19 protein-coding genes and 1 riboswitch are annotated in these 25,351 nt (G+C 56.9%); of the genes, 12 read left to right on the forward strand and 7 right to left on the reverse strand.

Going from position 1 to position 25,351, the window contains the following annotated elements; translation table 11 throughout:
- Window positions 1-130: 130 nt before the first annotated feature.
- The 4 genes from H4317_RS16930 (at window position 131) to H4317_RS16945 (ending at window position 4,446) form a co-directional block, all read left to right on the forward strand.
- Window positions 131-418 (forward strand): LysM peptidoglycan-binding domain-containing protein, encoded by a 288-nt coding sequence (locus H4317_RS16930; protein WP_185887735.1) that lies wholly within the window; start codon window positions 131-133, stop codon window positions 416-418.
- A gap of 347 nt (window positions 419-765) precedes the next feature.
- A riboswitch (SAM riboswitch) is annotated at window positions 766-878 on the forward strand.
- Between the two features lie 378 nt (window positions 879-1,256).
- Window positions 1,257-2,645: an O-acetylhomoserine aminocarboxypropyltransferase/cysteine synthase family protein gene (locus H4317_RS16935; protein ID WP_185887736.1), complete on the forward strand. Its 1,389-nt coding sequence runs from the start codon at window positions 1,257-1,259 to the stop codon at window positions 2,643-2,645.
- A 243-nt stretch (window positions 2,646-2,888) separates the two neighbouring features.
- Complete coding sequence (locus tag H4317_RS16940; protein WP_185887737.1) at window positions 2,889-3,923, forward strand: homoserine O-acetyltransferase family protein; 1,035 nt, start codon at window positions 2,889-2,891, stop codon at window positions 3,921-3,923.
- Window positions 3,913-4,446, forward strand: a complete 534-nt coding sequence (locus H4317_RS16945; RefSeq protein WP_185887738.1) for a hypothetical protein — start codon at window positions 3,913-3,915, stop codon at window positions 4,444-4,446. Before H4317_RS16940 ends, H4317_RS16945 begins: the two co-directional genes overlap by 11 nt.
- A 102-nt stretch (window positions 4,447-4,548) precedes the next feature.
- Here H4317_RS16945 and H4317_RS16950 read toward each other — a convergent pair whose 3' ends face one another.
- Entirely contained in the window at window positions 4,549-5,775 is a 1,227-nt protein-coding gene (locus H4317_RS16950; RefSeq protein WP_185887739.1) for an alpha/beta hydrolase, read from the reverse strand.
- A gap of 100 nt (window positions 5,776-5,875) precedes the next feature.
- Here H4317_RS16950 and H4317_RS16955 point away from each other — a divergent pair, with 100 nt between their 5' ends.
- Both H4317_RS16955 and H4317_RS16960 read left to right on the forward strand, forming a co-directional pair.
- A complete protein-coding gene (locus H4317_RS16955; RefSeq protein ID WP_185887740.1) occupies window positions 5,876-6,781 on the forward strand; it encodes a S66 peptidase family protein in 906 nt (301 codons plus the stop codon).
- 11 nt (window positions 6,782-6,792) lie between these two features.
- Complete coding sequence (locus H4317_RS16960) at window positions 6,793-7,317, forward strand: GNAT family N-acetyltransferase (RefSeq protein ID WP_185887741.1); 525 nt, start codon at window positions 6,793-6,795, stop codon at window positions 7,315-7,317.
- 14 nt (window positions 7,318-7,331) lie between these two features.
- Here H4317_RS16960 and H4317_RS16965 read toward each other — a convergent pair whose 3' ends face one another.
- From H4317_RS16965 to H4317_RS16980, 4 genes are all read right to left on the reverse strand, one after another.
- Window positions 7,332-8,600, reverse strand: a complete 1,269-nt coding sequence (locus H4317_RS16965) for an alpha/beta fold hydrolase (RefSeq protein WP_185887742.1) — start codon at window positions 8,598-8,600, stop codon at window positions 7,332-7,334.
- Window positions 8,601-8,752: 152 nt separating this feature from the next.
- Window positions 8,753-9,775 (reverse strand): M28 family peptidase, encoded by a 1,023-nt coding sequence (locus H4317_RS16970; protein ID WP_185887743.1) that lies wholly within the window; start codon window positions 9,773-9,775, stop codon window positions 8,753-8,755.
- A 100-nt stretch (window positions 9,776-9,875) separates the two neighbouring features.
- Complete coding sequence (gene cysS / locus H4317_RS16975) at window positions 9,876-11,450, reverse strand: cysteine--tRNA ligase (protein WP_260625713.1); 1,575 nt, start codon at window positions 11,448-11,450, stop codon at window positions 9,876-9,878.
- 146 nt (window positions 11,451-11,596) lie between these two features.
- Window positions 11,597-12,742, reverse strand: coding sequence for an endonuclease/exonuclease/phosphatase family protein (locus H4317_RS16980; RefSeq protein WP_185887744.1), 1,146 nt, complete (start codon window positions 12,740-12,742; stop codon window positions 11,597-11,599).
- A 141-nt stretch (window positions 12,743-12,883) separates the two neighbouring features.
- Here H4317_RS16980 and H4317_RS16985 point away from each other — a divergent pair, with 141 nt between their 5' ends.
- The 6 genes from H4317_RS16985 (at window position 12,884) to H4317_RS17010 (ending at window position 23,288) form a co-directional block, all read left to right on the forward strand.
- On the forward strand, window positions 12,884-16,435 hold the full coding sequence (locus tag H4317_RS16985) for a DUF7948 domain-containing protein (protein ID WP_185887745.1): 3,552 nt from the start codon (window positions 12,884-12,886) through the stop codon (window positions 16,433-16,435).
- Between the two features lie 129 nt (window positions 16,436-16,564).
- A complete protein-coding gene (gene rimP / locus H4317_RS16990) occupies window positions 16,565-17,035 on the forward strand; it encodes a ribosome maturation factor RimP (protein WP_260625714.1) in 471 nt (156 codons plus the stop codon).
- Between the two features lie 119 nt (window positions 17,036-17,154).
- Complete coding sequence (gene nusA / locus H4317_RS16995) at window positions 17,155-18,450, forward strand: transcription termination factor NusA (RefSeq protein ID WP_185887746.1); 1,296 nt, start codon at window positions 17,155-17,157, stop codon at window positions 18,448-18,450.
- Window positions 18,451-18,572: 122 nt separating this feature from the next.
- Window positions 18,573-21,614, forward strand: coding sequence for a translation initiation factor IF-2 (gene infB / locus H4317_RS17000; protein ID WP_185887747.1), 3,042 nt, complete (start codon window positions 18,573-18,575; stop codon window positions 21,612-21,614).
- 172 nt (window positions 21,615-21,786) lie between these two features.
- The gene (locus tag H4317_RS17005; protein WP_185887748.1) at window positions 21,787-22,623 is read left to right on the forward strand and encodes a hypothetical protein; all 837 of its coding nucleotides are present in this window, start codon (window positions 21,787-21,789) and stop codon (window positions 22,621-22,623) included.
- 32 nt (window positions 22,624-22,655) lie between these two features.
- Window positions 22,656-23,288, forward strand: coding sequence for a hypothetical protein (locus H4317_RS17010; protein WP_185887749.1), 633 nt, complete (start codon window positions 22,656-22,658; stop codon window positions 23,286-23,288).
- Between the two features lie 403 nt (window positions 23,289-23,691).
- On the opposite strand, the gene H4317_RS17015 is transcribed toward H4317_RS17010, so the two are convergent.
- Together H4317_RS17015 and H4317_RS17020 are read right to left on the reverse strand one after the other, a co-directional pair.
- Window positions 23,692-24,144 carry a hypothetical protein gene (locus tag H4317_RS17015; protein WP_185887750.1) on the reverse strand — a complete coding sequence of 151 codons (453 nt, stop codon included), beginning with the start codon at window positions 24,142-24,144 and terminating at the stop codon, window positions 23,692-23,694.
- Window positions 24,145-24,252: 108 nt separating this feature from the next.
- Complete coding sequence (locus H4317_RS17020; protein ID WP_185887751.1) at window positions 24,253-25,263, reverse strand: DUF3078 domain-containing protein; 1,011 nt, start codon at window positions 25,261-25,263, stop codon at window positions 24,253-24,255.
- Window positions 25,264-25,351: the final 88 nt, after the last annotated feature.

Raw genomic sequence — 25,351 nt, forward strand, 5'->3', positions numbered from 1 at the left:
ACTTCAAAGCCTGAATATGACGCACGGATGCTCATAACTTATTGTTGGCCTTGGCGTAAAAAGCCCTGACCAGCAACCGTTGTGTTTCTCGTCAATCTTTCTCCCTCTCATCCAAAACCAACGCACGACTATGGGACTGTTTGATTTTCTCTCGAATGAAGGCGAAAAAAAGCCCGTTGAGCCCGCTAACAAGCCCGCTGCCGGAGGTGGTACCGATTTTTTCGGCAATGCCAACGCGAATGCTGAGCAAGGTGAAACCTACACCGTAGTAAGCGGTGATTCGCTGTCGAAAATTGCCAAAAACCATTACGGAGATGCTGCCAAATGGCACCAGATCTACGATGCCAACAAAGGCATCATCGGTTCTAATCCCGACCACATTGAGGTAGGCCAAGTGCTTACGATGCCTAAATTATAGATTTCCCCACACAGGAAAAGTTATAAAAGCCACTCAAATCTGAGTGGCTTTTTTATTGCTCTAATTGGCCGAAGACACTTGTTTTACCCCTACTGATCCGGGCACTATCAGTATAGTTCTGCCACCTGGTTTGGATGCCTGTGGTTAGCCTGAGCGTAGATCACCATGCATCTAAAAATCATATTACTTTGATTTATAATATGTTAATAGCATTTTATAAATACTGCTAGCAATCTGTGCTGACACGTAAAATATTTTTCGCAGCTATTGCGGATATCAAATTTGCGCGTATACCTTTGCAACACCAACTCGGTACTCCCCCGCTCGCGGCGGGGCAGTTTTCATAGGATTTATACAGAAGCGGCGAGAGAACAGGCTCCCTGACCCGCTGGCAACCTTCGACCGCGCGAAAGGTGCCAATTCCTGCCCGACCGGCTTTTGCCGACGGGGCATATAACTCGAGTGCCATGGAAAACACCCTCGCTTTCGTTCTGCCGTACCCTGCCGCCCCGGTTGCCTCTTGGCATACCGCCTCGCCGCTGGGTTTCCGCGTTTCTGAGCCTGCCATTGCGGCTTCTACTTCTAGACTGCGAAAGCGCTGTTGCGGCGCGTGTTGTTGCTAGCCTGATTTCCGGTTAGCCAGCGCTCCTGCCTTCCCCAACGCCTATGCCCGGCATTCCCGTGGCGGCCGTTGGCGGACCCTCCCACAGTTTACTGTTTGCCGTGCTGCATCGTCAGCCGATACTGAGGCTGTGGCCCCTGTGCGCATTACAGTAGCCGTTTCAGCGTATTTCACTTCGCTTTTCCTCCTGCTTCTTTCTTAAAATCAAAGACTACTATGTCTACTCCAGCCCTTCATTTCGAGACGCTCCAACTCCACGCCGGCCAGCAGCCCGACCCCGTAACCGGGTCCCGCGCAGTGCCTATTCACCAAACTACTTCCTACGTGTTCAAGAATGCAGAGCACGGCGCCAACCTGTTTGCGCTGAAGGAGTTCGGCAACATCTACACCCGTTTGATGAACCCGACTACCGATGTGTTTGAGCAGCGTATTGCGGCGTTGGAAGGCGGCGTAGCGGCGTTGGCTGTAGCATCGGGGCAGGCCGCGCAGTTCATTGCCCTCAACAACATTCTGCAGGCTGGCGACAATTTTGTGAGTACCACGCATCTGTATGGTGGCACCTACAACCAATTTAAAGTGGCCTTCAAACGGCTGGGCATTGAGGTTCGCTTCGCTGATGGCGACCGGCCAGAAAAGTTTGAGGCACTGATTGATGAGAACACCAAGGCACTCTACCTCGAGACCATCGGCAACCCCAGCTTCAGCGTGCCGGACTTCGAGCGGATTGCGGCCATTGCCAAGAAGCACGACCTGCCACTAATCGTCGATAATACGTTTGGGGCGGGCGGCTACTTGTTCCGGCCCCTGGAGCACGGCGCGCACATCGTGGTAGAATCGGCCACGAAATGGATTGGCGGACACGGCACCAGCATCGGGGGCGTGATTGTGGATGGTGGCACCTATGATTTCGGCAACGGCAAGTTTCCGCAGTTTACGGAGCCGAGTGAGGGCTACCACGGGCTGGTATTCAATGAGGTATTTGGCAAAGGCGGGCCATTCGGCAACATTGCCTTTATTATCCGGGCCCGGGTAGAAGGGCTGCGCGATTTTGGGCCTTCACAAAGCCCATTCAACTCTTTCCTGTTATTGCAAGGCCTCGAAACGCTGAGCCTACGCGTGGAGCGCACTGTGGAAAACACGCTGCGCATCGCGACGTGGCTGGAACAGCATCCGCAAGTGGAAGCGGTGAACTATCCGGGTCTGAAAAGCAGCCCCTATTACGGGCTAGCTCAGAAATACCTGACCCGCGGTGCTGGCGGGGTGCTCACCTTCGCCATCAGAGGCAGCAAGGATACGGCGACTCAATTTATCGACAACCTGAAACTGGTGAGCCACTTGGCCAACGTCGGCGACGCCAAAACGCTCATCATCCAGCCCTCAGCTACTACGCACCAGCAGCTTTCCGAAGCCGAGCAGCGCGCCGCCGGCGTTACGCCAACGTTGCTGCGTTTGTCGGTGGGCATTGAGCACTTCGAAGATATTCGCGCTGATCTGGCGCAGGCGTTTGAGGCGGTGCGCAATGCCGTACCGCAGAAAACCCAGACTTCGGACAGCACGCTGCTGCCGGAGCCGCAACCCGAACATGCCGCTACGCTGGAGGTCTAGAGAGAGGGGTAAAGTCCGGCCGTTTTGAGAGGGCGGCCGGCTTCACCTCCAGACTAGCGGTACGCGGGCAAGAAGCTGCTTTTTTTGTGAGAGAGGGAAGTAGCCCTACTTGTCCGCCCATAGCCGGGGCTGAGCTGGCAGAAGCTGGCTCAGCCTGCGGGCTATACTAATAAAAGGCATTCTGAAGCATGGCTTCAGCTGCATTCCGAAATGGGTATCCGTTTCAATTTCATTTGACGAGTTATGAGCGACGAACCGCACTTCTTCCGGCTGCCCCGTGCTTTACGGCTGGAAAGTGGCGCCGTGCTGCCGCAGGTGGAAGTAGCATACCAGACCTACGGCCACCTCAAGCCCACCCGCGACAACGTGGTATGGGTATGCCACGCCCTGACCGCCAACGCCAACGTGCTGGACTGGTGGCCCGGCCTGTTCGGAGCAAGCTGCTATTTCGACCCTGCGGACTGGTTTATTGTCTGCGCCAATGTGGTGGGCTCTTGCTATGGCAGCACCGGTCCGCTTTCCGTGGACGAAACAACCGGTCTGGCGGCTTATCAGGAGTTTCCGCTTCTCACCGTCCGCGACCTGGTGGCGGTGCATGAGGCGCTACGGGAGCATCTGGCCCTGCACCAAATTCATACCCTAATTGGTGGCTCATTGGGCGGGCAGCAAGCGGTGGAATGGGCGGTGCAGCGGCCGGCCTTGTTTGAAAATCTAGTGCTACTGGCCACCAATGCGCGTCATTCGGCTTGGGGCATTGCGTTCAATGAAGCGCAGCGGCTGGCTATTCTCGCCGACCCAAGTTACTCTACCACTGCTCCCGATGGGGGCGCCGCTGGCCTGCGGGCAGCTAGGGCGGTGGCCCTGCTTAGCTACCGCAGCTATGACGCTTACCAGCGGAGCCAGACCGAGCCCAACGAGGAAGCGCTGGACGACTATAGGGCCAGTTCCTACCAGCGCTACCAGGGCGACAAGCTGGTGGCCCGCTTCAACGCCCACTCCTACGTGGCCCTTTCCCGGACAATGGACACGCACCATGTAGGGCGCGGCCGAAGCGGCATTCGGGCGGCGCTGGAGCGGATTCGGGCCCGTACACTGGTGATTGGTATTACGTCGGATGTGCTATTTCCGCCTGCCGAGCAGCAGTTACTGGCACGCTACATCCAGGGGGCCATGTACGCCGAGATGGACTCGCCCTTCGGCCATGACGGATTCCTGATTGAAACCGCTCAAATCACACATGTACTCGAACGATTTTACGTCCAGACCTATGTTCATTGATTCTGTGCCGTTTACCGGGTTATCGGACGGTTTAACTCAACCAGACTATACTTTTCGCTTCGAGGAGCAACCTGCAGCTGCTATTGACAAGGCTTTTGCAGCCAGCTTTGGCCAAACCATCAGCTTGGTAAGCAGTCTGCAGCGCCTCCCCAACGGTCAGATAGTGCAACTGTCTCTTCCTCAACTGGTCAGTTTTACTCCTTCTCTTAGCGCCGAAACAGAGGTGTTCGAGAATGACTTCGCCGCTGGTTTCTCCTGTTTTTCCGATGCGGACCTGTTGTCTGACTTAGAGCTGGAAATCTACCTTCGCACTAAGGAAGAACGGATTATCGACCTGCTTGATTTCAGCGAAATTCTGGAGGAAGCAGATGAGGATGGCTATGTAGTTGGGTACGTAGCCCTGGCACATCTTATCCGGCACCGTGACACGCTGCGCAAATACGGCGTGTATCTGCTGCGCACGGGGCCGCTGCGGGCCGTCAGCGCCGAAACGCAGGAAGTGCTGGCTGCCTCTGCCGCCTAATCTTCTCCCCTGACGCTATGCAACCAAACGCCAGCAGCGGCGCAAAACTCCGATAGTGGGAGTTTCGCGCCGCTGCTTTTTGCATGAAAACGTCTTATTCAGCTATTCGAACAGCAGCCGGACAGTGGGTAGTTGTTCGCCGCGCAGCAGATACGTTCCGGCTTTCAGTCCTTCCCTCAACAGCAACTGGTTAGCTTCTTCCCAGCGGAAGCGGCGTACCACTCGGCCGGTAGCATCCAGTAGCTCTACTTCCTGTGGCCTGAAGACTGTACCGCGCGGCACCGCCAGTCGAATTTCGTTGGAGGCTGGTACTGGGTACGCGCTGGGTGCTTGGCCGGCTGACCTGCTTCCCGATGCGGTGCTCAGGACTGTGCCTGGCTGCCGCAGCAAGGGGCGCAGAAAGTCCCGGATAGTGCGAAATGTAGTATCGGCGTACGCCAGTCCATTGGCGCTGGTGCTTTCGAAAGGAATATGGCCGGCTCCGCGCAGGGTACGTAGGGTGTTGGGCACTCCTACAGCCGTAGCGCGCGGGTTCAGCAGGCCACTGCCCACTACGTATTTGGGCGGCAGCGAGGAGCCTACGCGCCCTTTGAAGTATGGCACCACATTGTCGGCGGTGCCGTGTACGCTGCAGAGTGGTGGGTTGCCGGGCTCGATGTAGCTGGTGCTTTCGGTGGCACCGCTCAGGTTGAGCACAGCCAGCACAGCGCTGCTGTAGCCTGGGTTACCACTCTGCCCCTCAATGCCGCCCAAACTGGCAAGTCCCACGTAGCCCGGTACCTCCGAAGCTTTATCTAGGTAGCCGACCTGCAGAGCGCAGAAGCCGCCAGCGGAGGAACCGCCTACCACGATGTAGCGCGGGTTTGCCCGGTAGAGCCGCGTGGTGGCCGCATCCTGTCGGAAAAAGCGTACGGCAGCGCGCATGTCCTGCATTCCCCGAATGGAAGCTTTGGCAATATTGACGGTATCAAAGGGCAAAAACAGCAGCCGGTAGTCGATGCTGGCCGTGACGTAGCCGAGGCGGGCAAATTGGGTGCACACCTTCACCATGTAGGCATCGGTGCGGCTGCCGGTTACGAAACCACCTTGGTGGGCAAAAATGATGACCGGCCGGCGGCTCACGGTGTCGCCGGTGGGCTGGTAAATGTCCATGGCCAGCGGCTGCACTGCTCCCAGAAAGTTGATGGCGGAACCATACACCACGCCGCTCGTGACCGTTACGTTCGAGAATAGTGGCTGATAGTAGCGCCCGCCAGTCGTATCAATCTGGGCCGAAGCGGCTACCTGCAGGCCCAGCCAAGCAAGTAGCACGAGTAGGAGTTTCTTCATGACTGACGGCTAGCTTTATGAGAAGGTGTACCTTCTCAGGACGTGGAAATGCGAGGCAGGGTTCCGTAAGTTTACAGCTCGTACACTACCTGTTTCTGTTATGCCCGCTACTGCCCCCGCTCCCCTCCGCTCCGGCGACCAAGTGGCCATTGTTTGTCCTGCCCGCTCCGCTTCGCACGAAGAACTGGCTGCTGCCGTGGCCGTGCTCGAAAGCTGGGGTCTACGTGTTGTGCTCGGCGACAGTACCAATATCCGCCACCACCAGTTTGGCGGTGAGGACGACATGCGCCGCCGCGACTTCCAGCAGCAGCTCGACAATCCGGATATACGCGCTATTTTGAGTGCACGCGGCGGCTACGGCACCACCCGCATCATCGACCAGATTGACTTTTCGCGCTTCGCCGACAACCCCAAATGGATAGCCGGCTTCTCCGACATTACTACGCTCAACTGCCATCTATTGCGGCTAGGGCACCAGAGCATTCATGGCGTGATGCCGCTGCTGTTTGACCAAGCAGGAGGCGAAGACTCGCTCGAAAGCCTGCGCCGGGCACTATTTGGAGAAACCGTACGCTATGCAGTGTCCGCACACCCGCTCAACCGCTTGGGCACGGCCACCGGTGAACTGGTCGGCGGCAACCTCAGCCTGCTCCAGACGCTCACCGGCACGCAATCAGACGTTTCTACGGCCGGGCGCATTCTGTTTCTGGAGGACATTGATGAGTACCTGTATGCCATCGACCGAATGATGGTGCACCTGGACCGCACCAATAAGCTGCGCGACCTGGCTGGCCTTATAGTAGGGCATTTCACCAACCCGCAAGACAACACCGTGCCCTACGGCCAAACACCCAACGAAATCATTCAGCACTACGCCGACAAATACCGCTTTCCGGTGGCGCATGGCTTCCCGGTAGGTCACGAGCCCCACAACATGGCCCTTATCTGCGGCCGCAAGGCCCGCCTGACGGTGAGCCCGGACGGAACGCAACTAGAGTACCTCTAAACTCACTTCCGATGGCTATTTCGATTCGACGGGTGCAGACGCCCGAAGCCCTGCCTTTCTTGCTGGAGCTGATTGGTCTGCTGCAGGATTCCGTGGACAACGGCGCTTCCGTGGGGTTTCTGCCACCGCTGGCTGCTGCCGAAGCCACACATTTCTGGCAGGATGTGCTGGATGCGGTGCAGGCCGACCACCGCATTCTGTTGCTGGCCACCGATGAAACCCAGGTGATAGGCTCCGTACAGCTCGACTTGGTAGAGAAGCCCAACGGCCGCCACCGTGCCGAAGTCATGAAGCTGCTGGTACACTCCCGGGCGCGGCGCCAGGGTCTGGGCCGCCAGCTGATGCAGGCCCTCGAAGAGCAGGCCCGCCAGCACCAGCGCAGCACCTTGGTACTGGACACACTACAAGGCGAGCCATCCGAGCTTCTGTACCAAAGCCTGGGCTACGTGGCCGTTGGCGCTATTCCACAGTTTGCCCGTGTAGGCAACGGCGCACTGGAGCCAACGGTCATCTACTACAAGTTGCTAGAAGACTGAGCGACAGGCCAAGCTTAGTTGCGTGTCCGCTGCTGACGCAGGAAACCGAGCACGGTTTCGTTGAAAAGAGGGCCGTTTTCCTGGGGCGCGTAATGCGTCAGGTTGGGCAGGATAATCACCTGCCCCTGCGGAATATGTTGAGCAATCAGGCGGGTATGGGCTTCTTTGATGATATCCTTTTCGCCGGCTACTACCAGCACCGGGGCCGTAATTGCTTGCAACTGCTTGGGAGTCATCTGCGGGTATTTCAGGAGCATAGTAGTCAGCCGATGGCCCAGGTGCCACTCCTTTTTGAATGGTCCTAATAGCGTGAGTAATAGCCGGTCTTGCCGCACTTGGCGCAGCATGGACGCAACCACGGCCGTAGTATCGGAATACAGGTTGGCGCCCATCGTGACGAGCGTGCGCACCTGCTGCGGATAGCGCAGCGCCATACTCAGGCCAGTATTGCCCCCGTCGCTCCAGCCAACGATGTGCGCGGCCGGAATGTGAAGCGTGTCGAGCAATGCGTGCATATCGTCGGCAAACAGGTCGTAGGTAAGCGAGCCTTTCGTGCTGCCCGACTGGCCCTGGTCACGTGTATCCACGGCAATGACCTGATATTCCTGCGCCAATGCCCCGATCTGGCTCTGGAAGCTACCAATCGACTCGCCGTTGCCATGGAGCAGCAAAAGCGGCTCTCCCGCGCCATAGATTTCGTAGTATAGCCGGGCCCCATTCACGGTAGCGTAGCGTCCAGCCTGCGGGTTGTGGCCATAGTGCACAATACCGCGCCCTTCTATCTGTAGAAACCGGTTGTCGGTGCTGTCCGTGGCTAGCTGCCGAGTAAAGCCCAACACAGGCCAGTTATGTTGCCAGCCCGCTGGCAGTCCCGCTCCGGAGATAGGAGCAGCTTCCTCAAAACTGCTATTCCGTAGCGGCACCTGCTCCCACTGGCCTCGGCGGCGCGCTACTTCCAGCCGAAAGTCATCGAACCCGAAGCGTCCATTCAGGTAGTAACCGGCGAAAACAGTGAGCGTATCCGCTTCCTTATCGAGAGTACCCGTGATGGTATAGGTGCGCCACTCGTTGGCAACTGCTTTTTGAGGCAGATATGAGAAGGAACCACTGCGGTGCTTCGTTTTCATCACTGAAGCCGCTAACCACGCATCCGCTTTGCCGGAAGAGTCTGATGCTACCTTGATGCGCGCTGATACGCGGTAGGGCAGGCCAGCATAGGAAGCCACGCTCACTTTTTGCAGAAACCCATCCACTACGGCAATCCTCGGAGCAGATTGCGCCATAACTCCTACGGGCAGAAGCAGGTACACAATGGCTAGCCATATTCGCTTCAAAAGCATATTGGGTGAGGTATAAAGGGGAGGATAATAGTTTTATTAAAAAAGCCCCGGCAACATACGCAGCCGAGGCTTTTCAGTGCTTTGATACCCGGTGCTTACTCGCCGTAAATCGTCTGAAGCACCGTTTGTCCTACTGCCTTTAGCGTGCGTTTGTCGATGACGCTCATGTTGTCCTGGGTGGTGTGGTGGTAGGCCGGAAAGTAGTCGTCGCCGACGGGCAGGTGGTCGATGATGTCGATGGTGCGTATGCCAGCCTGGTTCGTGAAGACGTGGTCATCGGTAATGCCCGGCGAATCCTGGAACAGGAAGTAATCGGAGTAGCCGATCTGGGCGGCAATGTTCCAGACCTTATCTACCACGTCGCGGGCACTCTGGCGCGAGAGGTCTTCACGGCTGAATTTTCCGTTTTTGGCGCCTACCATATCCAGCAGAATGCCATATTCGGGCTTATAGTTGGCGGGCAGCATGTTCTTGGCCCAATACTGCGAGCCTAGGCACCAGCTGGAGCCACCCGACGATTCCAGACCAGCCAGTTGGTTTTTCAGCTCGCCCTGGGTGCTCGAATCATAACCATAGTCCTCCGAGTCGAACAGGATGAAGTCGACGCCGACGGCCGGTGTGAGGCTATCGGGCTGAGCGGCCAGAATCCGGGCCATTTCCAACGCAATACCTACACCGCTGGCGCCATCGGAAGCACCGTCCAGGGGCGCATTTTTGTTCTTTTCATCCTTGTCGGCAAACGGGCGCGTGTCCCAATGCGCGAAAATGGTGACGCGGCGGGCAGCCTGGGGCTGGAACTGCGCGATGATGTTGCGCGACTTCAGCATCTTGCCATCAAACGCCATAGCCTCAAACGGCTGCTCACGCACCGTCAGTCCGTAGGCTTTGAACCTGTTGATAATCCAGTCACCGGTCTTGACGTGCGCTGCCGTATTAGGCACGCGCGGCCCAAATGCCACCTGCTTTGCCACGAAGGCGTACGCCGAATCGGGGTTGAAAACGGGCGCCACCGGTAGCTTGGCCGGCGTTTCTGTTTCGGTGGTGGTTTTCTTGTCGGGGCAGCCGGTGAGCACCAGCAGAGCGGCCAGGGCCAGAGGCGCGAGACGGAAGAGTTTCATTGTATAAGTAAGGCTAAAGAACGTCCTGCAAAGCTTGCCGAAGCCCCTTTACTGCAACGAAGCGGTGGAGGGGCTTCGACAAGCTTCGCAGGACAGGAAATTACTCTTCGCTGTAGGCCCAGTCGATGCCGGCTTTGGTATCCTTCACCACAATGCCCTGCGCCTTGAGGGCGGCCCGAATCTGGTCTACTTTGTCGTAGGCTTTGGTGGCTTTGGCTTCCTGGTAGAACTCCAGCGTAAGGCTGAGCAGGTCCTCGGCGCTGGCGCGGGGCTCATCCACGAGGCCCAGTACATCCTGCACCAACGCGCGGTAGGCTTCCGTGGCTTCCTGCACGGCGGCAGCACTCACCGTAGCCAGCGTGGCCGGGTTGGCATAGAATCCGTTGAGCTTGCGCAGCAGATTAAACAGGCTGGCAATGGCGCGGGCCGTGTTCAAGTCGTCGTTCAGGCCCACAAAGCAGTCGGCTACCAGCTTGCGCAGTTCGTCGTCACCGGCCATGGTATCAGGGGTCTTCCCTTCGGCTACCGGAGCCACCGTGCGTGCTTTTATTACTTCCGAAGAGAGACTGGCTTCGCGTAGCTTGTCCAGCAGGCGCAGGCCGTTCATCAGCTTGCGGTAGCCTTTGCGGGCCGCCTGCAGGCCTTCGTCGGTGATGTCTACGGTGCTGCGGTAGTGCGCCTGCAACAGGAAGAAGCGGGCCGTCATGGGCGAGTATGCCTGCGCCAGCGTGGTATTGGTGCCGTCGAACAGCTGACTAATGGTAATGAAGTTGCCGAGCGACTTGCTCATCTTGGCCCCGTTCACCGTTATCATGTTGTTGTGCATCCACACCTGCGCCTCGTTGGTGGGGTGGTCGCAGGCCTGGCTTTGGGCTATTTCGCACTCGTGGTGCGGAAACATGAGGTCGAGGCCGCCGCCATGAATGTCGAACTCGGCGCCGAGGTACTTGCGGCTCATGGCCGAGCACTCCAGATGCCAGCCCGGAAACCCGTCGCTCCACGGTGAGTTCCAGCGCATGAGGTGGCGCTCATCAGCTTTTTTCCAGAGGGCGAAATCCAGCGGGCTGCGCTTTTCGTCCTGCCCGGCTAGGTTGTCGCGGGAGCCAGCCAATAGCTCTTCTACCACGCGGTTAGAGAGCTTACCGTAGCCGCGCCCAGCGGCATTGTAGGCCGGCACATCAAAATACACCGACCCATTGGCCTCATAGCCAAAGCCGTTGCTGATGATCTGCTGAATCATCTCAATCTGCTCGATGATATGGCCGCTGGCCCTAGGCGTAATATCGGGCGGCAGGCAGCCTAGGGCCTCCATGTGGCCCTGGTAGAGGTTGGCAAATTGTTCGGCCACCTGCATGGGTTCCAGTTTCTGCGCTTTGGCGCGTTTGCTGATTTTGTCCTCCCCCTCATCGGCATCGCCTTCAAGGTGGCCGACGTCGGTGATGTTGCGCACGTAGCGGACGGTATAGCCGAGGTAGCGCAGGTAGCGCGTCAGCACATCGAACACTACCGGGCCGCGGGCATTGCCTACATGAGCCTCGCTGTACACAGTCGGTCCGCAGAGATAAACGCCCACGAAAGGTGCGTGTAGGGGTTCGAAGGGAGCTTTGCGGCGGGTAAGCGTATTGTAAAGCGAAAGAGGGTGCTGCATGGCCGCAAAGGTATCAAATAGAAGCATGAAGAATAAGGAGCAGATGATAAGGATACGCCGCTTCGCTCGCCACAGTATTCCATTCCGTGTCGAGCCTGCTTGCAGATGTAGCGTCCAGTGCCGTTAGCTGGTCTGCTGTACCGTCAGCACCACTTGGAAGGGCCGAAGGCGCGCTACTTATCGACTTTTGCTTTCCGAATCAGCCGATATGTAGCCAAGGTGGGAAAGTGGTCGGAGTAGGGAATTTCGTAGTGCACCCAGAAGTCGTCTACCTGCCACTGAGGCCCGGCAAACTGGTTGTCGATGCGCACAAAAGGCAGGCGGCCGTTGTAGGTGCTGCCGACGCCATTGCCGACACTGGCCCAGGCGTTCTGGAAACGGTCGGCGAGCTGATCGTAGCTATAGCTGTAGGGCAGGTCATTTAGGTCGGCGCAGAGCAGCAGCGGGTATGGGCTGGCCTCGAAGCGGCGGATAAGGGTATCCATCTGCCAGCTGCGGGCTATCATACCGCGCTTAAAGCGGCGCATCAGGCCCAGTCCCTTCTTTTTCAGCCCCGACTTGCTGGAGTAGCTGTCCACGATGTCCTGCTCATCCATGCTCATACTTTGCAGATGGAAGTTGAACACCCGGATAGTATCGCCGGTGGGCAGATGCAGGTCGGCCCACATGGCGTGGTTCTGGGTGAGCTTGCCAAAGCTCACGGTGCCTCGGTGCACAATAGGATAGCGCGAGAAAATGGCCATGCCAAATTCAGAGCCTGCCCCATTGGTAAGCGTTTTGGAAAGGAAGCTTTGCCGCCCGCTCTGCTCCCCAATGCGCTCCACAGAATTGAACACGTTCTTCTCTTTGCTGGTGGAAGTACGCGGCTCGTTGTAGAACTCTTGCAGGCAAAGCACTTCGGCAGGGCTGTCGGCGAGCCACTGAATCATCTTTTTGGAGGACGCCAATTCCTTGTCGCGTAGCTGCGGATACACGTTGAAGATGCGCACGTTGGAGCTGAGCACCCGAACGCGCGGCCCGGTCGTGCTGTCGGCCTCGGCGGAAGGCAGCGGGGCAATACGCAACGGATGCACCGCCAGCCCGCGCTGGAAATGCGGCCACGTGAGCACCGCTACCAGCAACGGCAGCGCTGCCACCCGCCAATTGCGCAGCAGCCAGTAGAACACAGCCAACAGATTCAGGCCGAGGGCTATAGGTAGTGTGAGGGCCCCAAAGGCGGCAGGCCAGAAAGTATAGGCAGGCACCTGCACGCAGGCAATGGCGACAAGGAGCCAGCCAATAATGAGCAGGGTACAGGTGAAAGCAAACGAACGACGCACGGCAGAAGCAGCCCGGCCCATAGGCCGGCAGTGATGCTACAAAGGTAAGCGGAAGCCGGCTAGGCGCAGGGCCCGATTATTGCGCACGAATCAAGACCTGTTTTCGTTGTACTTTTAGCTTCTCTGCTTTACAATTTATTTATGCTTCTTTCTACTGTACGCTTCTTTTGCGCCGGTTTTCTGCTGGCCGCAATTCCCATTTCATACGGTCTAGCCAACCCTATAAAACCTGGTGCTGTGGCCCCCGAAACAGCATCGTTGGAGTTCGTCGAAAACAAAGGCCAGTGGGATGGTCCGGCGCGCTACGCAGCCGCGTTGCCTAGTGGCCGCCTGTTCCTGACTCCAACTGGCTTCACCTACAGTTTCCTCGACCCGAAAGCGCTGGGGCACCATGCTGGCAAAAACGAAGCAGGCGTGGCTCCCAAGCCGTCCAATCCTGACGAGTTACGCGGCCATGCTTATACCGTCACGTTTGAAGGTGCCAACCCCGCCCCGACTATGGCCGGCGAACAAGGTACCCCGGCTCCTTACAACTATTTCCGGGGAAAAGACCCTAAGCGGTGGGCCAGCAACGCCCGCGGCTTCCGGCGCCTCCGCTACACGAATCTGTATCCGGGCATTGAGGCGGTCTTGTATGAAAATGCTGCGCAGAAGCTCGAATACGACTTTGAAGTAGCACCTGGCGGCAAGCCAGCCGTCATTAGAATGCGCTATACGGGCCTGGACAAGCTCAGCCTTACATCGGATGGTAGCCTGCTGGCACAGACTTCCGTAGGGGATGTGACGGAGCAGGCGCCTAAGGCTTGGCAGGAAATAAATGGCCAGCGGGTGGCTGTGCCGTGCGCTTTCGAGTTGCAGGGCAATACCATCAGCTTCCGGCTGGGCAAGTATGACCGGCGCCGGGCCCTTACCATCGACCCCACAGTTATTTTTTCCTCCTTCACAGGCTCTCAGGCTGATAACTGGGGATTTACGGCCACCTACGACGCGCAGGGCAACATGTATTCAGGCGGTGCCGTCTTCGATAGTGGCTTCCCTATTTCGCCCGGTGCATTCCGCACTACCTTCAGCGGGGGTACCGATGTAGGCATCATTAAGTACAACACGGCTGTGAGTGGCTCTGCTGCCCGCCTATATGCCACCTATGTGGGTGGCAACAGCGCAGAGGTACCGCATAGCATGGTTGTTAATCCGCAGGGCGAGTTGGTAATATTGGGCTCTACTGGCTCCAACAACTTTCCTGTGACTGCCGGCGCATACGATATTACTCACAATGGCGGACCGCAAATCAATCCCGATAATGATTATGAGCCGCTCAAATATCACAACGGAGCGGACTTGTTCATTGCCAAACTCTCGGCCAACGGTACTACTCTACTTGGGAGCACTTATGTGGGCGGCTCCGGCACCGATGGAGTGGTTTCGGTTTTTACGGCTGGCGGCACCGTCGACGGATTGCCTGGCTCGCCCGTCGTCAACTACGGCGACCAGTTTCGGGGAGATGTCACGACAGATGGCGACGGCAACATATATGTGGCCTCGGTTACCAGCAGCCCCAACTTCCCTACTCCCAACGGCTACCGCACCAGCTTCCAGGGCGGCTCCTTTGATGCGGTAGTACTGAAACTCTCGGCGGACGTGCGCAGCCTGCTCTGGTCTACCTATCTGGGCGGGGCCAATTCTGATGCAGCTTACTCGCTGCAAGTAGATGCCACGCACGGCGTATATGTAGCTGGTGGCACACTGAGCACCAATTTTCCAACCACTACTGGCACTGCACAGCCCACATTCAGGGGCATATTAGATGGTTTTATCACACATTTGAGCAGCACTGGCTCCTCTGTGCTACAGTCCTCGTACATCGGCACCACTGCCTATGATCAGGCTTTCTTCGTGCAGCTAGACGCGGCTAGCAACGTGTATCTGCTGGGCCAGACGCAGGGCAATATTCCTATCAGCCCGGGCTTATACGGAGCACCGAATGGCCGGCAATTCATTCAGAAGCTCGACCCGGCTCTCAGCAACACGCTCTACAGTACCCGTTTCGGCAGCGGCAGCACCCTTTTTCCTGACATTTCCCTCTCTGCTTTCCTCGTCGATGACTGTGAGCGTATCTACATCAGCGGCTGGGGCGGCAGAGTGAATGATCCGGGAGTTGATGATCCTACCATTCCGCGGAATTTCAGTTCCACGCTGGGGCTTCCCGTTACGGCCAACGCCATTCAGGGCAACACCGACGGCTCTGACTTCTATCTGGCGCAGTTTCGGCCCGGCATGACGGCCTTGGAGTACGCCACGTTCTACGGTGAGCAGGGCGGCCGGGGCGAGCATGTGGACGGTGGCACGTCGCGCTTCGACAAGAAAGGCGTCATCTATCAGGCAGTGTGCGGCGGCTGCGGCGGCACATCTGCCTTCCCAATACCACCGGGCGCCAATACCTATTCGGCTACCAACCGCGCCAACAACTGCAACAACGCCGCGTTTAAAATCGACTTCGGCATTATTGTGGCAGACCCGGGCCCGAGCCGTTACGTGTGCGTCAATAGTGCTCCACTGGCCTTGACAGGTTCACCTGCTGGGGGCACCTGGACCGGGCCCGGCGTTACGGCCATTCCGGGCGGCGGCTACCAGTTCACGCCGGTTCCAGCCCGCCTTGGGGTCAACATTCTCACTTACTCGGTGGCGTCTACCGGTACCTGCGTCAGCACCCGTCCGCTGAAAATCACGGTTACACCGGAGCGGCCCGTTGCTATTACCCCTGTTCCACCTAAGTGCGTTACGTCGGGCAGCGTGAACATGGTAGCAACTCCGGCCGGCGGCACATTCAGCGGCCCTGGTATATCGGGCAATGTTTTCAATCCTGCCACCGCCGGCATTGGCACCCACACGCTCGTCTACTTAGTTTCTGACACATTAGGCTGCGGCGTAGGCACACAAACGGTAGTCGTCAGCCAACTGCCGCAGGTACAGGCCGGCCCTGACACCACGCTTTGCGCCGACCAAACTAATCCGTTTCAACTGCGTGGGATGACTCCGGCCGGCGGCACGTGGAGCGGCACCGGGGTCACCCCAAGTGGGCTTTTCACCCCACCCAATACCAACAACCGGGGTGGTATTTTTTCCCTCACCTACAACTATACATCCAACAGCTGCACCAACTCAGATACGCGCACCGTGTTGCTAGCTCCTACTTCCGCTGCCAATGTATCGTTGAACCTGCCGGAATGCGCGGCCTCGCCACGTTATACCGGACTCGCCCCTTTTACCTGCCAGTTCGAGCCCATCTTGCCTGGCGGCAGCTACGACTGGGATTTTGGCGACGGTTCGCCGCACTCTACCGAAATCAGTCCATCTCACTTGTATGAGAACAGCGGCACTTATAATGTGCGGCTGGTGGCCCGCTATGCCGGCTGTGTAGTAGAAACGGCCTTCGCTCCGGTGGTGGTAGGCGACATACTAGTCCCCAACATCATCACCCCCAACGGCGACTCGCTCAACGATTCTTTCAAGCCACGCTTTAGCTGCAAGCCAACCCGCCTGCAAGTGTTCAACCGCTGGGGCACCATGGTATTCGAAACCAAAGAGTATCATAATAACTGGGGCGGCCAGGGCCTTCCCAACGGCATCTACTACTACTTGCTGCGCGACACGGATAATCGCCGTGCCAAAGGCTGGGTTGAGATAACCCGGTAGGTACTAAAGGCCCAGCAGAAGGCTGGCGCTTGCTTTCGGCGGTTTCTTGCCGTATATTTGCGCAGTATTCTGATTGTGAAGAGGGGACGTAGCGTCCCCTCTTTCTTTTATCACCCGGTTCAAGTCCAGATGAATTTCGATCAAAACCTCATTGCGGAGATGCTTCAGGATAGCCTTGCCGGCTTCGATTTGTTTGTCGTAGACCTGAGCGTATCTGATGCCATCCGGCCCAAAATCACCGTCACCCTCGACAGTGAGCAGGGCCTGGGCATTGATGAGTGTGCGCAGGTGAGCCGCCGGCTGGCCCGGCGCATTGATGAGCACTATGGTGAAGATGCCACATACTCGCTAGAAGTCACTTCACCCGGTGCCGACCAGCCTCTTACCGACCTGCGCCAGTATACCCGGCATGTGGGCCGCACCTTCAGCCTGAAGCTGCAGGACGGTACCGAGAAAACCGGCACGCTGGAAGCCACCGAAGCCGAGGGCATCCAACTGGCCGAAGTAGTGAAGGATAAGAACAAAAAAAAGACGCTCCCTGCCGTTCTGGTGCCGTTTACCGACATTCAGGAGGCTCGAATCGTCATTTCCTTTAAATAGAATGATTGCTCGTTAGAAATTGTTGGTTAGTGTTGAGCATTTCTGCCTTGGCAGTCTGACTCCCACATTCACCCGCCGTTCCCGACCAGTAACACCCAATAACTAACAGTTTAAATCAGATGAACAGCAACGTCCTGATTGAATCGTTTGCCGAATTCGCCCGGAGCAAAAACATCGACCGCCCCACGATGATGAGCATCCTGGAAGATGTATTTCGCACGATGATTCGCAAAAAGTACACCGATGACGCCAACTTTGACGTCATCCTGAACGTGGACAAGGGCGACCTGGAAATCTACCGCAACCGCGAAATCGTGGATGACAATTCGGAAGATATCTGGGACCATGATAAAATTCCGCTGGCCGAAGCACAGAAGATCGAGCCCGACTTTGAGGTAGGCGAACAGGTAACGGAAGAAGTAAAGCTGGAGGATTTTGGTCGCCGGGCCGTGCTGATGGCCCGCCAGACGCTGATTCAGCGTGTGAAAGATCTGGAGCGTGACCACCTCTACCAGACGTATAAAGATCAGGTAGGCGAAATCATTGCCGGCGAAGTGTACCAAGTGTGGAGCCGTGAGGCTCTCATTCTCGATAAAGACGAGAATGAACTGGTGCTACCCAAAGGAGAGCAGATTCCGAAGGACCGCTACCGCAAAGGCGACTCCGTGCGGGCAGTAGTCCACAAGGTGGAAATCATTAACGGGACGCCTAAAATCATCCTTTCGCGGGCTGCACCAGCTTTCTTGGAGCGTCTGTTCGAGCAGGAAGTGCCCGAGATTTACGATGGCCTGATTACCATCAAGAATATTGTGCGCGAGCCAGGTGAGCGGGCCAAAGTAGCCGTAGAAAGCTACGATGACCGGATTGACCCGGTAGGTGCCTGCGTTGGCATGAAGGGCTCCCGTATCCACGCCGTTGTGCGTGAGTTGGAGAACGAAAACATCGACGTGATTAACTACACCGACAATCTGGAGCTTTACATTGCGCGGGCTCTGTCGCCGGCCAAGCTCACGTCGATGAAGATAAACGAACAAACTGGTCGGGTTTCGGTGTTCTTGAAGCCAGATCAAGTCTCGCTGGCTATCGGCCGGGGCGGTGCCAACATCAAGCTGGCTAGCCGCCTCGTCGGTATGGAAATCGACGTATTCCGGGACGCCGGCGACTACGAAGAAGATATTGCCCTCGACGAATTCTCGGATGAGATGGAGTCTTGGATTATTGACGAGCTCAAGAAAATCGGCCTCGATACGGGTCGGTCCGTATTGGCTGTGAGCAAAGAAGATATTGTGCGCCGTACGGAGCTGGAAGAAGAAACTGTAGAAGATGTTTTCCGCATCATCCGCAACGAATTTGAAGGCGAAGAAGAGAGCACCGACGAAGCAGAAACCTCCACTGCCAGCGACAACGCGCAATGAGCGCGCGGGCTTCGGCCCGGCAAAGGCGTTAGATCGAGCCAGCCGGCTTGATTTAACACCGGCTGGCTCCATTTAAAATAGTACCTTTGCACCAAGATAAGAGTATCGTTCGCGAGCATAGAATGGCGGAAGCAGCAACCAAACGGCTTAGTCAGGCAGCCAAAGACCTGAACGTTGGGATGAACACTATTGTGGAAACCCTGACGAAAAAGGGATTTCCGGTAGAAAACAAGCCTACAACCAAGCTGACTTCTGAGCAGGTAGCGTTGTTGGACAAGGAATTTGCGTCCTCGGCTCAAGACAAGCTAGAAGCCGCCAAGCTCAGCCAGGCCAAGCGCCAGAGCGAGCTGGAGGCTTCTTCGCATGCCCGTCCGGCAGAGCCTGCAGCCCCAAAAGCGCCGGCCCCTAAACCAGTTGAAGCACCGGCCCCAGTGCCAGCACCAGTTGCCCAGGCAGCTCCAACTCCAGCCCCTGCACCCGTCCCTGAAGCACCTAAAGCTCCAGGCCTTAAGGTGCTGGGCAAGATTGAGCTTGATGCCAAAGGACGCCCGGTGCCTCCCAAAGCGGCTCCAGTGGCAGCCCCCGCTCCTATTCCGGTAGCAGAACAGGCGCCCAAGCCTGCTCCTGTTCCAGTAGCAGAAGTGAAACCTGCGCCGGCTCCAGTACCAGAGGCTGCTCCGGCCCCCGTTGTTACTCCGGCACCAACGGCTCCGGTTGCTCCTGTAGCTGTAGCGCCAGAGCCCAAACCGGCTCCGGTTGTACCTACCCCTGCACCAGTAGCTGAGAAGCCAACCCCCGCTCCGGAAGCTGCTCCAGTGTCAGCAGTGCCATCTGTGGAATCTACATCTGCGGCGCCTACTGCCGATGCTGCGGGCGAAGAAGCCGGCACTATCGTAGCGAAAGCCGATCAGCTGAAAGGCTTGACGGTACTAGGCAAGATTGAGCTGCCAATGGATTCGTCGCGGCGTGGAGGCCGTGGGGCGCGCCCCGTTGCTTCCTCCGATGTGCGCAAAAGCGGCCTGGCAGCCGACAAAAAGAAGCGGCAGCGTTTGCCTGGCCCAGGAGGCGCTACGCAGCCGGGCTCAGCCAACCAAGGTACCCAGCAGGGCCAGGGCGGCGGCTATCAGGGCAACCGTCCGGTTACTCCAGCTAACCAGCGTCCAGGTGGTCCCGGCCAGCGTCCTGGTGGTCCTGGCCAGCGTCCCGGCGGTCCAGGTCAGCGCACGCAACCTACTGTTCCGCTCACTCCTGAGCAGAACGACAAGCAGATTCAGGAGCAGATCAAGGCCACGCTGGCGAAGCTCAGCGGCGGCCGTGGTGGCAACAATAACAACCGCGCTAAGTACCGCCGCGACAAGCGGGCAGGTGTAGCTGAGGACCGTGAAGCCCAGCGCGCTCAGAACGAGCTGGACGCCAAAACCCTCAAAGTAACCGAGTTTATCTCCGCCAACGATTTGGCGTCGCTGATGGACGTTTCGGTGAACGAGATTATCAAGGTCTGCCTGAACATGGGCATGTTCGTGTCCATCAACCAGCGCCTCGATGCCGAAGCCATTACTGTCATTGCTGACGAGTTTGGCTACGATGTGGAATTCCTGTCCGCTGAGGAAGAGGATACAGTCATCGAAATCACCGACAGCGAGGAAGAACTGCAGCCGCGCGCTCCTGTGGTAACCATCATGGGTCACGTTGACCACGGTAAAACGTCGTTGCTTGACTACATCCGTAGCGCTACGGTAGCCAAAGGCGAAGCCGGCGGTATCACGCAGCACATTGGTGCCTATGACGTGATGACCAAATCGGGCAAGCGCGTAACCTTCTTGGATACGCCGGGTCACGAAGCCTTTACGGCCATGCGTGCCCGTGGTGCCAAGGTGACGGATATTGCCATCATTGTGGTAGCGGCCGACGACTCGGTGATGCCGCAGACGAAGGAAGCCATCAACCACGCACAGGCAGCTGGTGTTCCGATTGTAATTGCCCTCAACAAAATTGACAAGCCTGGTGCTAACCCCGATAAAGTTCGCGAGGAACTGTCGGTGATTAACATCTTGGTGGAAGAATGGGGCGGTAAATACCAGAGCCAGGAAGTTTCGGCTAAAACCGGCCTGGGCATCGACGACCTGCTGGAGAAAGTCCTGCTGGAAGCCGAGATTCTGGAGCTGAAAGCCAACCCAGACCGCAACGCCATTGGTAGCGTTATCGAAGCCTCGCTGGACAAAGGCCGTGGCTACGTGACCACCATTCTGGTACAGACGGGCACCATGAAAGTGGGCGACATCGTGCTGGCGGGTCCGCACTATGGCCGCGTGAAGGCCATGACGGACCACCGCGGCAAGAAGATGAAGCAGGCTGGCCCCTCCACTCCGGTGCAGGTACTGGGTCTGACCGGTGCTCCGCAGGCTGGCGACAAAATTCAGGTGATGGAGTCGGAGCGCGAAGCCCGCGAACTGGCCACGCAGCGTCAGCAGCTGGCCCGTGAGCAGAGCATGCGCACTAAGAAGCACATCACGCTGGACGAAATTGGTCGTCGTCTGGCTATCGGTTCGTTCAAGGAACTTAACGTCATCGTGAAAGGCGACGTGGATGGCTCGGTGGAAGCACTGGCCGACTCCTTGCTGAAACTGAGCACGCCGGAAGTGGCCGTGAATATTCTCAGCAAGAGCGTGGGTGCCATTTCGGAATCAGACGTATTGCTGGCCTCCGCTTCGGATGCCATCATCATCGGCTTCCAGGTACGTCCCTCGCAGAGCGCCCGTAAGCTGGCCGAGCAGGAGCAGATTGATATCCGCCTCTACTCTATCATCTACAATGCCATCAATGAGGTGAAGGATGCCATGGAAGGCATGCTGGCCCCAACGGTGAAGGAAGTAGTGGTAGCCAACGCCGAGGTTCGCCAAGTATTCAACATCACCAAAGTAGGTACCATCGGTGGCTGTATGGTGACGGACGGTACTTTCACCCGCAAAACCAAAGTGCGCCTCGTGCGCGACGGTATTGTGGTGTACGCCGGCGACATTCAGGACCTCAAGCGCTACAAAGACGATGTGTCGGAAGTACGCCAAGGCTACGAGTGCGGTATCTCGATTAAAGGCTTCAATGATCTGCGCGAAGGCGACAACATTGAGGGCTTCGAAGAACAGGAAGTGAAACGGACGCTCTAAGCGTAACCCGTTCTACTAGCTGCAACGCCCCCTACTGCTCCGGCAGTAGGGGGCGTTGTCGTTTGTGGGTGGTTGTCACATCATTATGCTATTGACCTCGGCATGGTAGAAAGATAGTTTTGTATCAGTTCATGATTGGATTGAATTACAACACTTTCATTCAACCGCTTATATGAAAGCAACCCATATTTCACTCTTGGCAGTGGCAGCCTTTACCAGCAGCATTGCAGCAGCCCAAACAAAGCCTGCTGCTCGCACTACATTGGTGAAAACGACTACCAAGACTACCACAACTCAGAAGACTACACCGGCCACTAAAACAACCACGGCACCACGCCCGGCTGCACGGCCCGCTTCAGCTACCCGTACGACTGTCACTGCTAAACCAGCTATTGCCAAGCCTACTTCTCAGACTACTGCTACTACTCCAGCAGCTCCGCTGCCGGCGGCTCCTGCTGAGGCTACAGATAGCAAGGTAGTATTGCCGGGAGGTGCGGTTTCTTTCGCGAAAGGCACTGTGGTTGCTAATCTGGGCGTCGGAATTGGCCATGGCTACGGCTATGGATTCGGGTATGGCGGCGCCCTTAAAGCAACGCCAGCGTTGAGCCTTTCAGTAGAAAAAGGTATTGTGGACGGAATTGGCCCCGGCGTGATAAGCGTGGGCGGCCTGATTGGCTACAAAGGATATAACTACGACTGGAGTGCAGCTGGTGATACGTACGAGGCATCCTGGAAAAACTTCATCGTGACCGTACGGGGAGCATACCACTACAATTTCACGACTAACCCAAAACTGGATACCTACGCAGGCATCAGCTTGGGTGCCCGTATCGAGAACTACTCCAACAATTACAACGACACTGACTTAGGAGGCTCCTATGGTGGCACCTACCTGACCTCAGGAATCTTTCTGGGTGGGCGCTATTTCTTCACCGACAACATCGGGGCCTTTGCTGAACTAGGCTATGACATGAGTTACCTGAAACTAGGACTCTCAGCCAAGTTCTAGCACACTCCGCTCCGCTCCTTTTCCCTACTGCTATGAACAACTTCGCAACTCTTCTGATCCTCACAGAAATATTTCTGCTTGCTTCCTGCGGACAGTTGGATGAGGCCCGCAGTACCTACACTGCCGTAGCTACAAGTGCCCGGGCTGCGAAGAATATGGGAGCCGCACTAGCGGCAGCCGAGAAGAACCGGGCAGTCCGGACCGAACGGGGCGACACAGCTTCCCTCAACTACAAGGACTTGCAGCGGTATCTGCCGGGCAGCATTGCCGGTTTCATGCCGGTAGGTGAACCCAAAGGGGAGTCTGTGAACATGAGTGGTATCAGCTATTCCAGCTGTGAGCAGACGTACAAGAAAGGTGACCAGCACTTAAAGGTGCAATTGATAGACTACAATGGGGCAAATGCCCTCTACGCTGGCGCTACAGCTATGATGTCAGCAGGCTTTTCGCAGGAGAATGATGAAGAACTGATGCGGGGCTGCGACCTGGGTATAGCCAATGTGAAGGGCTGGGAAACGCTGCAGAAGAAAGAGCACAAAGCCAGCGTAGCCTTAGGAGTCGGCGACAGATTCTTCGTGGCAGTTGAGTCGGATGGGCAGAATGACACCGACTTCGTGAAGCAGGTGGCCCGCGACATCGACCTGAATGCGCTGGCTAAGCTGTAGCGCGAGGCGCCTACAAGTCTGCCTCACTCATCGGTAACGTTCTAACCCCTTCGCTATGAGCCGCCCTTGTTCCCCCTTGAGTAAACGCCCTGCTTCCTGCTACTGCTATATGCCAGCTCCGGTCTGCTACCTCTCCCTCTGCACTATCTCAACTGGCCTCTCTACACTAGCTACTTCAGAGCCGTCAATGGCTCTTCCCGGGCCCGGCTGGGACCCAGCCAAGCGTCAACTATCCTAATACCACACCTATTATGCTGCCAGCCATGCAGCACTACCGCAACTCAGTTCTTCTTTAGCAGCATCGAGGGCGAACGGTGGCCTCGAAACCGCTGAAGATGCGAAAAGCCCCGGAGCGATGCGCCGGGGCTTTTTTTCTTTTACATCTTACAGGATTCTTGTGCCTTTAGAAAGGCAAGAACCGCTTCTTCTTTTTGTGATTCAACGGCTTGCCCTTAGGGTCGATGCCAGGAGCAGCACGCCCTTCCCCCTTCTTCATCATGGCATTACGAGTATGCTTGCCTGCCTTAAATTTGCGCACCGTAAATCCACCAGAACCTTTCTCGTACTGCCGCGCCGGACCCGAAGACCGTCCGAAGCTAGTATTGGCCGAACCACCTGCACGTGCCTCCAGCAGTTCAATTTGCTGGTCGCGCTTGGCATCCTCGGGATTCATGTTCATGCGCCGCTGCATGTTGGCAATATCGGCGGAAGAAGCCTTGCGCTTACTTTTGCGTAGGCCCTGCTCGTTGGCCTGCCGCACCTGGTCTTCAGACGTAGGACGAGGAGCCTGAGCGTGAGCGGGCTTACTGAGCAGGCCAGCAGAGGCCAACAAGGTGGTTGCAATCAGTTTTTTCATGCGCTGAAGCGGGTGGAAAAGCATTGAGTACCGACCAAGGAAAGCAAAGGGGGTGGCTTTGGACCTATGGCGCGGCAACGGGTGGGTCCCCAAGTTAGTTCAAAATCTTTAAAACTTGTAAGTCAGTCCGATACCTAGTGTTTCCTTGAACTGTATGCGTCTGCCGCGGGCTGTAGGATCTCCGTTCTGCTCGTCCACGTTTAGAGGCACCAGAATATCATCATCGTATACGAGGGTAGTAGCCACGCTGGCACTGAAGAACTTATTGACCTTGAAATCCAGCAGGTTTTCCCAGTTCACATCCACGTTCTGTGGATTGTGGGCGTAGTTGCTGAACAACTCCAGCCGGGTCTGGTAGGTAATGTTAGGCAGCAGCGGCCGGCGGTAGCGGGCATTGATGTAAGCGCCTAACTCCTCGCGCAGCCTTTCGCCGGTACCAGCTACAGGCCGGCCGTCGGAGCCAAGACGGGCTGCTCGCACGCCAAAAGCACCGGCATCGGCCAGCGCCTGATCGGCGACTACTGTGAACTTACCTGTTACGGGAGAAAGAAACAGTGAAAAGTCATCATTGGGCTTGTACTCAAAGCCCAGAGAAGCCAAGATGTAGGCGGGCGCAAAGAACTTCGACAGCAGTGAATCCGTCCTGACGATATCGTTGGTAGGGGTCAGTTGGGTTTTGAGGTTTAGCTGGCCGGCATAAGACCATTTGGGAGCGAAATTGCGGGCATAGCGTGCATTCAGTTCCAGGCGGTCATCGTTCTTGCGCACTCTCGATTTGCCGGCTTTCAGCAGGCCGTAAATCAGGTTGCCGGCTAAGTCCACGGAGTGCTTGTCTTCGCGGTAATGCGCATAGATGTTGCCCAGACCCAACAACGACAAAGAGCTTTGCCCGCCTGGCGCCCAGTTGCTTAGGCTTACCTGGCTGAAATTAAGCGTACCGGCTCCGCCTCGCCGCCACCCTTGGGCTGTGTCAACTTCAGCAGATATCTTGTACGCGGCTTGCGGAGCCGGTACCCGGTTCGGAATCGGATCCTGACCGTAAGCCAAGGCCACAGGCAACCATACACATAAGGCAGCCAACAGGGAACGTCGGCCGAAGAAATGGGAAACAGTTTTCATATCGTAGGCTGAGAAAGTGAATGAAAGCCAAAAAGCCGGCCTCTGCCCCGCTAGTCAGCAGAGAAAAGGCCGGCTTTTATAAGCGGCA

The organism is Hymenobacter sediminicola (genome assembly GCF_014250515.1).
In the GTDB taxonomy this organism is placed as follows: domain Bacteria; phylum Bacteroidota; class Bacteroidia; order Cytophagales; family Hymenobacteraceae; genus Hymenobacter; species Hymenobacter sediminicola.

Excerpts from the sequence above, each read along its gene's own strand:
- H4317_RS16930 (WP_185887735.1), top strand. The coding sequence starts at position 131 with ATGGGACTGTTTGATTTTCTCTCGAATGAAGGCGAAAAAAAGCCCGTT.
- H4317_RS16935 (WP_185887736.1), top strand. The coding sequence starts at position 1,257 with ATGTCTACTCCAGCCCTTCATTTCGAGACGCTCCAACTCCACGCCGGC.
- H4317_RS16940 (WP_185887737.1), top strand. The coding sequence starts at position 2,889 with ATGAGCGACGAACCGCACTTCTTCCGGCTGCCCCGTGCTTTACGGCTG.
- H4317_RS16945 (WP_185887738.1), top strand. The coding sequence starts at position 3,913 with ATGTTCATTGATTCTGTGCCGTTTACCGGGTTATCGGACGGTTTAACT.
- H4317_RS16950 (WP_185887739.1), bottom strand. The coding sequence starts at position 5,775 with ATGAAGAAACTCCTACTCGTGCTACTTGCTTGGCTGGGCCTGCAGGTA.
- H4317_RS16955 (WP_185887740.1), top strand. The coding sequence starts at position 5,876 with ATGCCCGCTACTGCCCCCGCTCCCCTCCGCTCCGGCGACCAAGTGGCC.
- H4317_RS16960 (WP_185887741.1), top strand. The coding sequence starts at position 6,793 with ATGGCTATTTCGATTCGACGGGTGCAGACGCCCGAAGCCCTGCCTTTC.
- H4317_RS16965 (WP_185887742.1), bottom strand. The coding sequence starts at position 8,600 with ATGGCGCAATCTGCTCCGAGGATTGCCGTAGTGGATGGGTTTCTGCAA.
- H4317_RS16970 (WP_185887743.1), bottom strand. The coding sequence starts at position 9,775 with ATGAAACTCTTCCGTCTCGCGCCTCTGGCCCTGGCCGCTCTGCTGGTG.
- cysS (WP_260625713.1), bottom strand. The coding sequence starts at position 11,450 with ATGCTTCTATTTGATACCTTTGCGGCCATGCAGCACCCTCTTTCGCTT.
- H4317_RS16985 (WP_185887745.1), top strand. The coding sequence starts at position 12,884 with ATGCTTCTTTCTACTGTACGCTTCTTTTGCGCCGGTTTTCTGCTGGCC.
- rimP (WP_260625714.1), top strand. The coding sequence starts at position 16,565 with ATGAATTTCGATCAAAACCTCATTGCGGAGATGCTTCAGGATAGCCTT.
- nusA (WP_185887746.1), top strand. The coding sequence starts at position 17,155 with ATGAACAGCAACGTCCTGATTGAATCGTTTGCCGAATTCGCCCGGAGC.
- infB (WP_185887747.1), top strand. The coding sequence starts at position 18,573 with ATGGCGGAAGCAGCAACCAAACGGCTTAGTCAGGCAGCCAAAGACCTG.
- H4317_RS17005 (WP_185887748.1), top strand. The coding sequence starts at position 21,787 with ATGAAAGCAACCCATATTTCACTCTTGGCAGTGGCAGCCTTTACCAGC.
- H4317_RS17010 (WP_185887749.1), top strand. The coding sequence starts at position 22,656 with ATGAACAACTTCGCAACTCTTCTGATCCTCACAGAAATATTTCTGCTT.
- H4317_RS17015 (WP_185887750.1), bottom strand. The coding sequence starts at position 24,144 with ATGAAAAAACTGATTGCAACCACCTTGTTGGCCTCTGCTGGCCTGCTC.
- H4317_RS17020 (WP_185887751.1), bottom strand. The coding sequence starts at position 25,263 with ATGAAAACTGTTTCCCATTTCTTCGGCCGACGTTCCCTGTTGGCTGCC.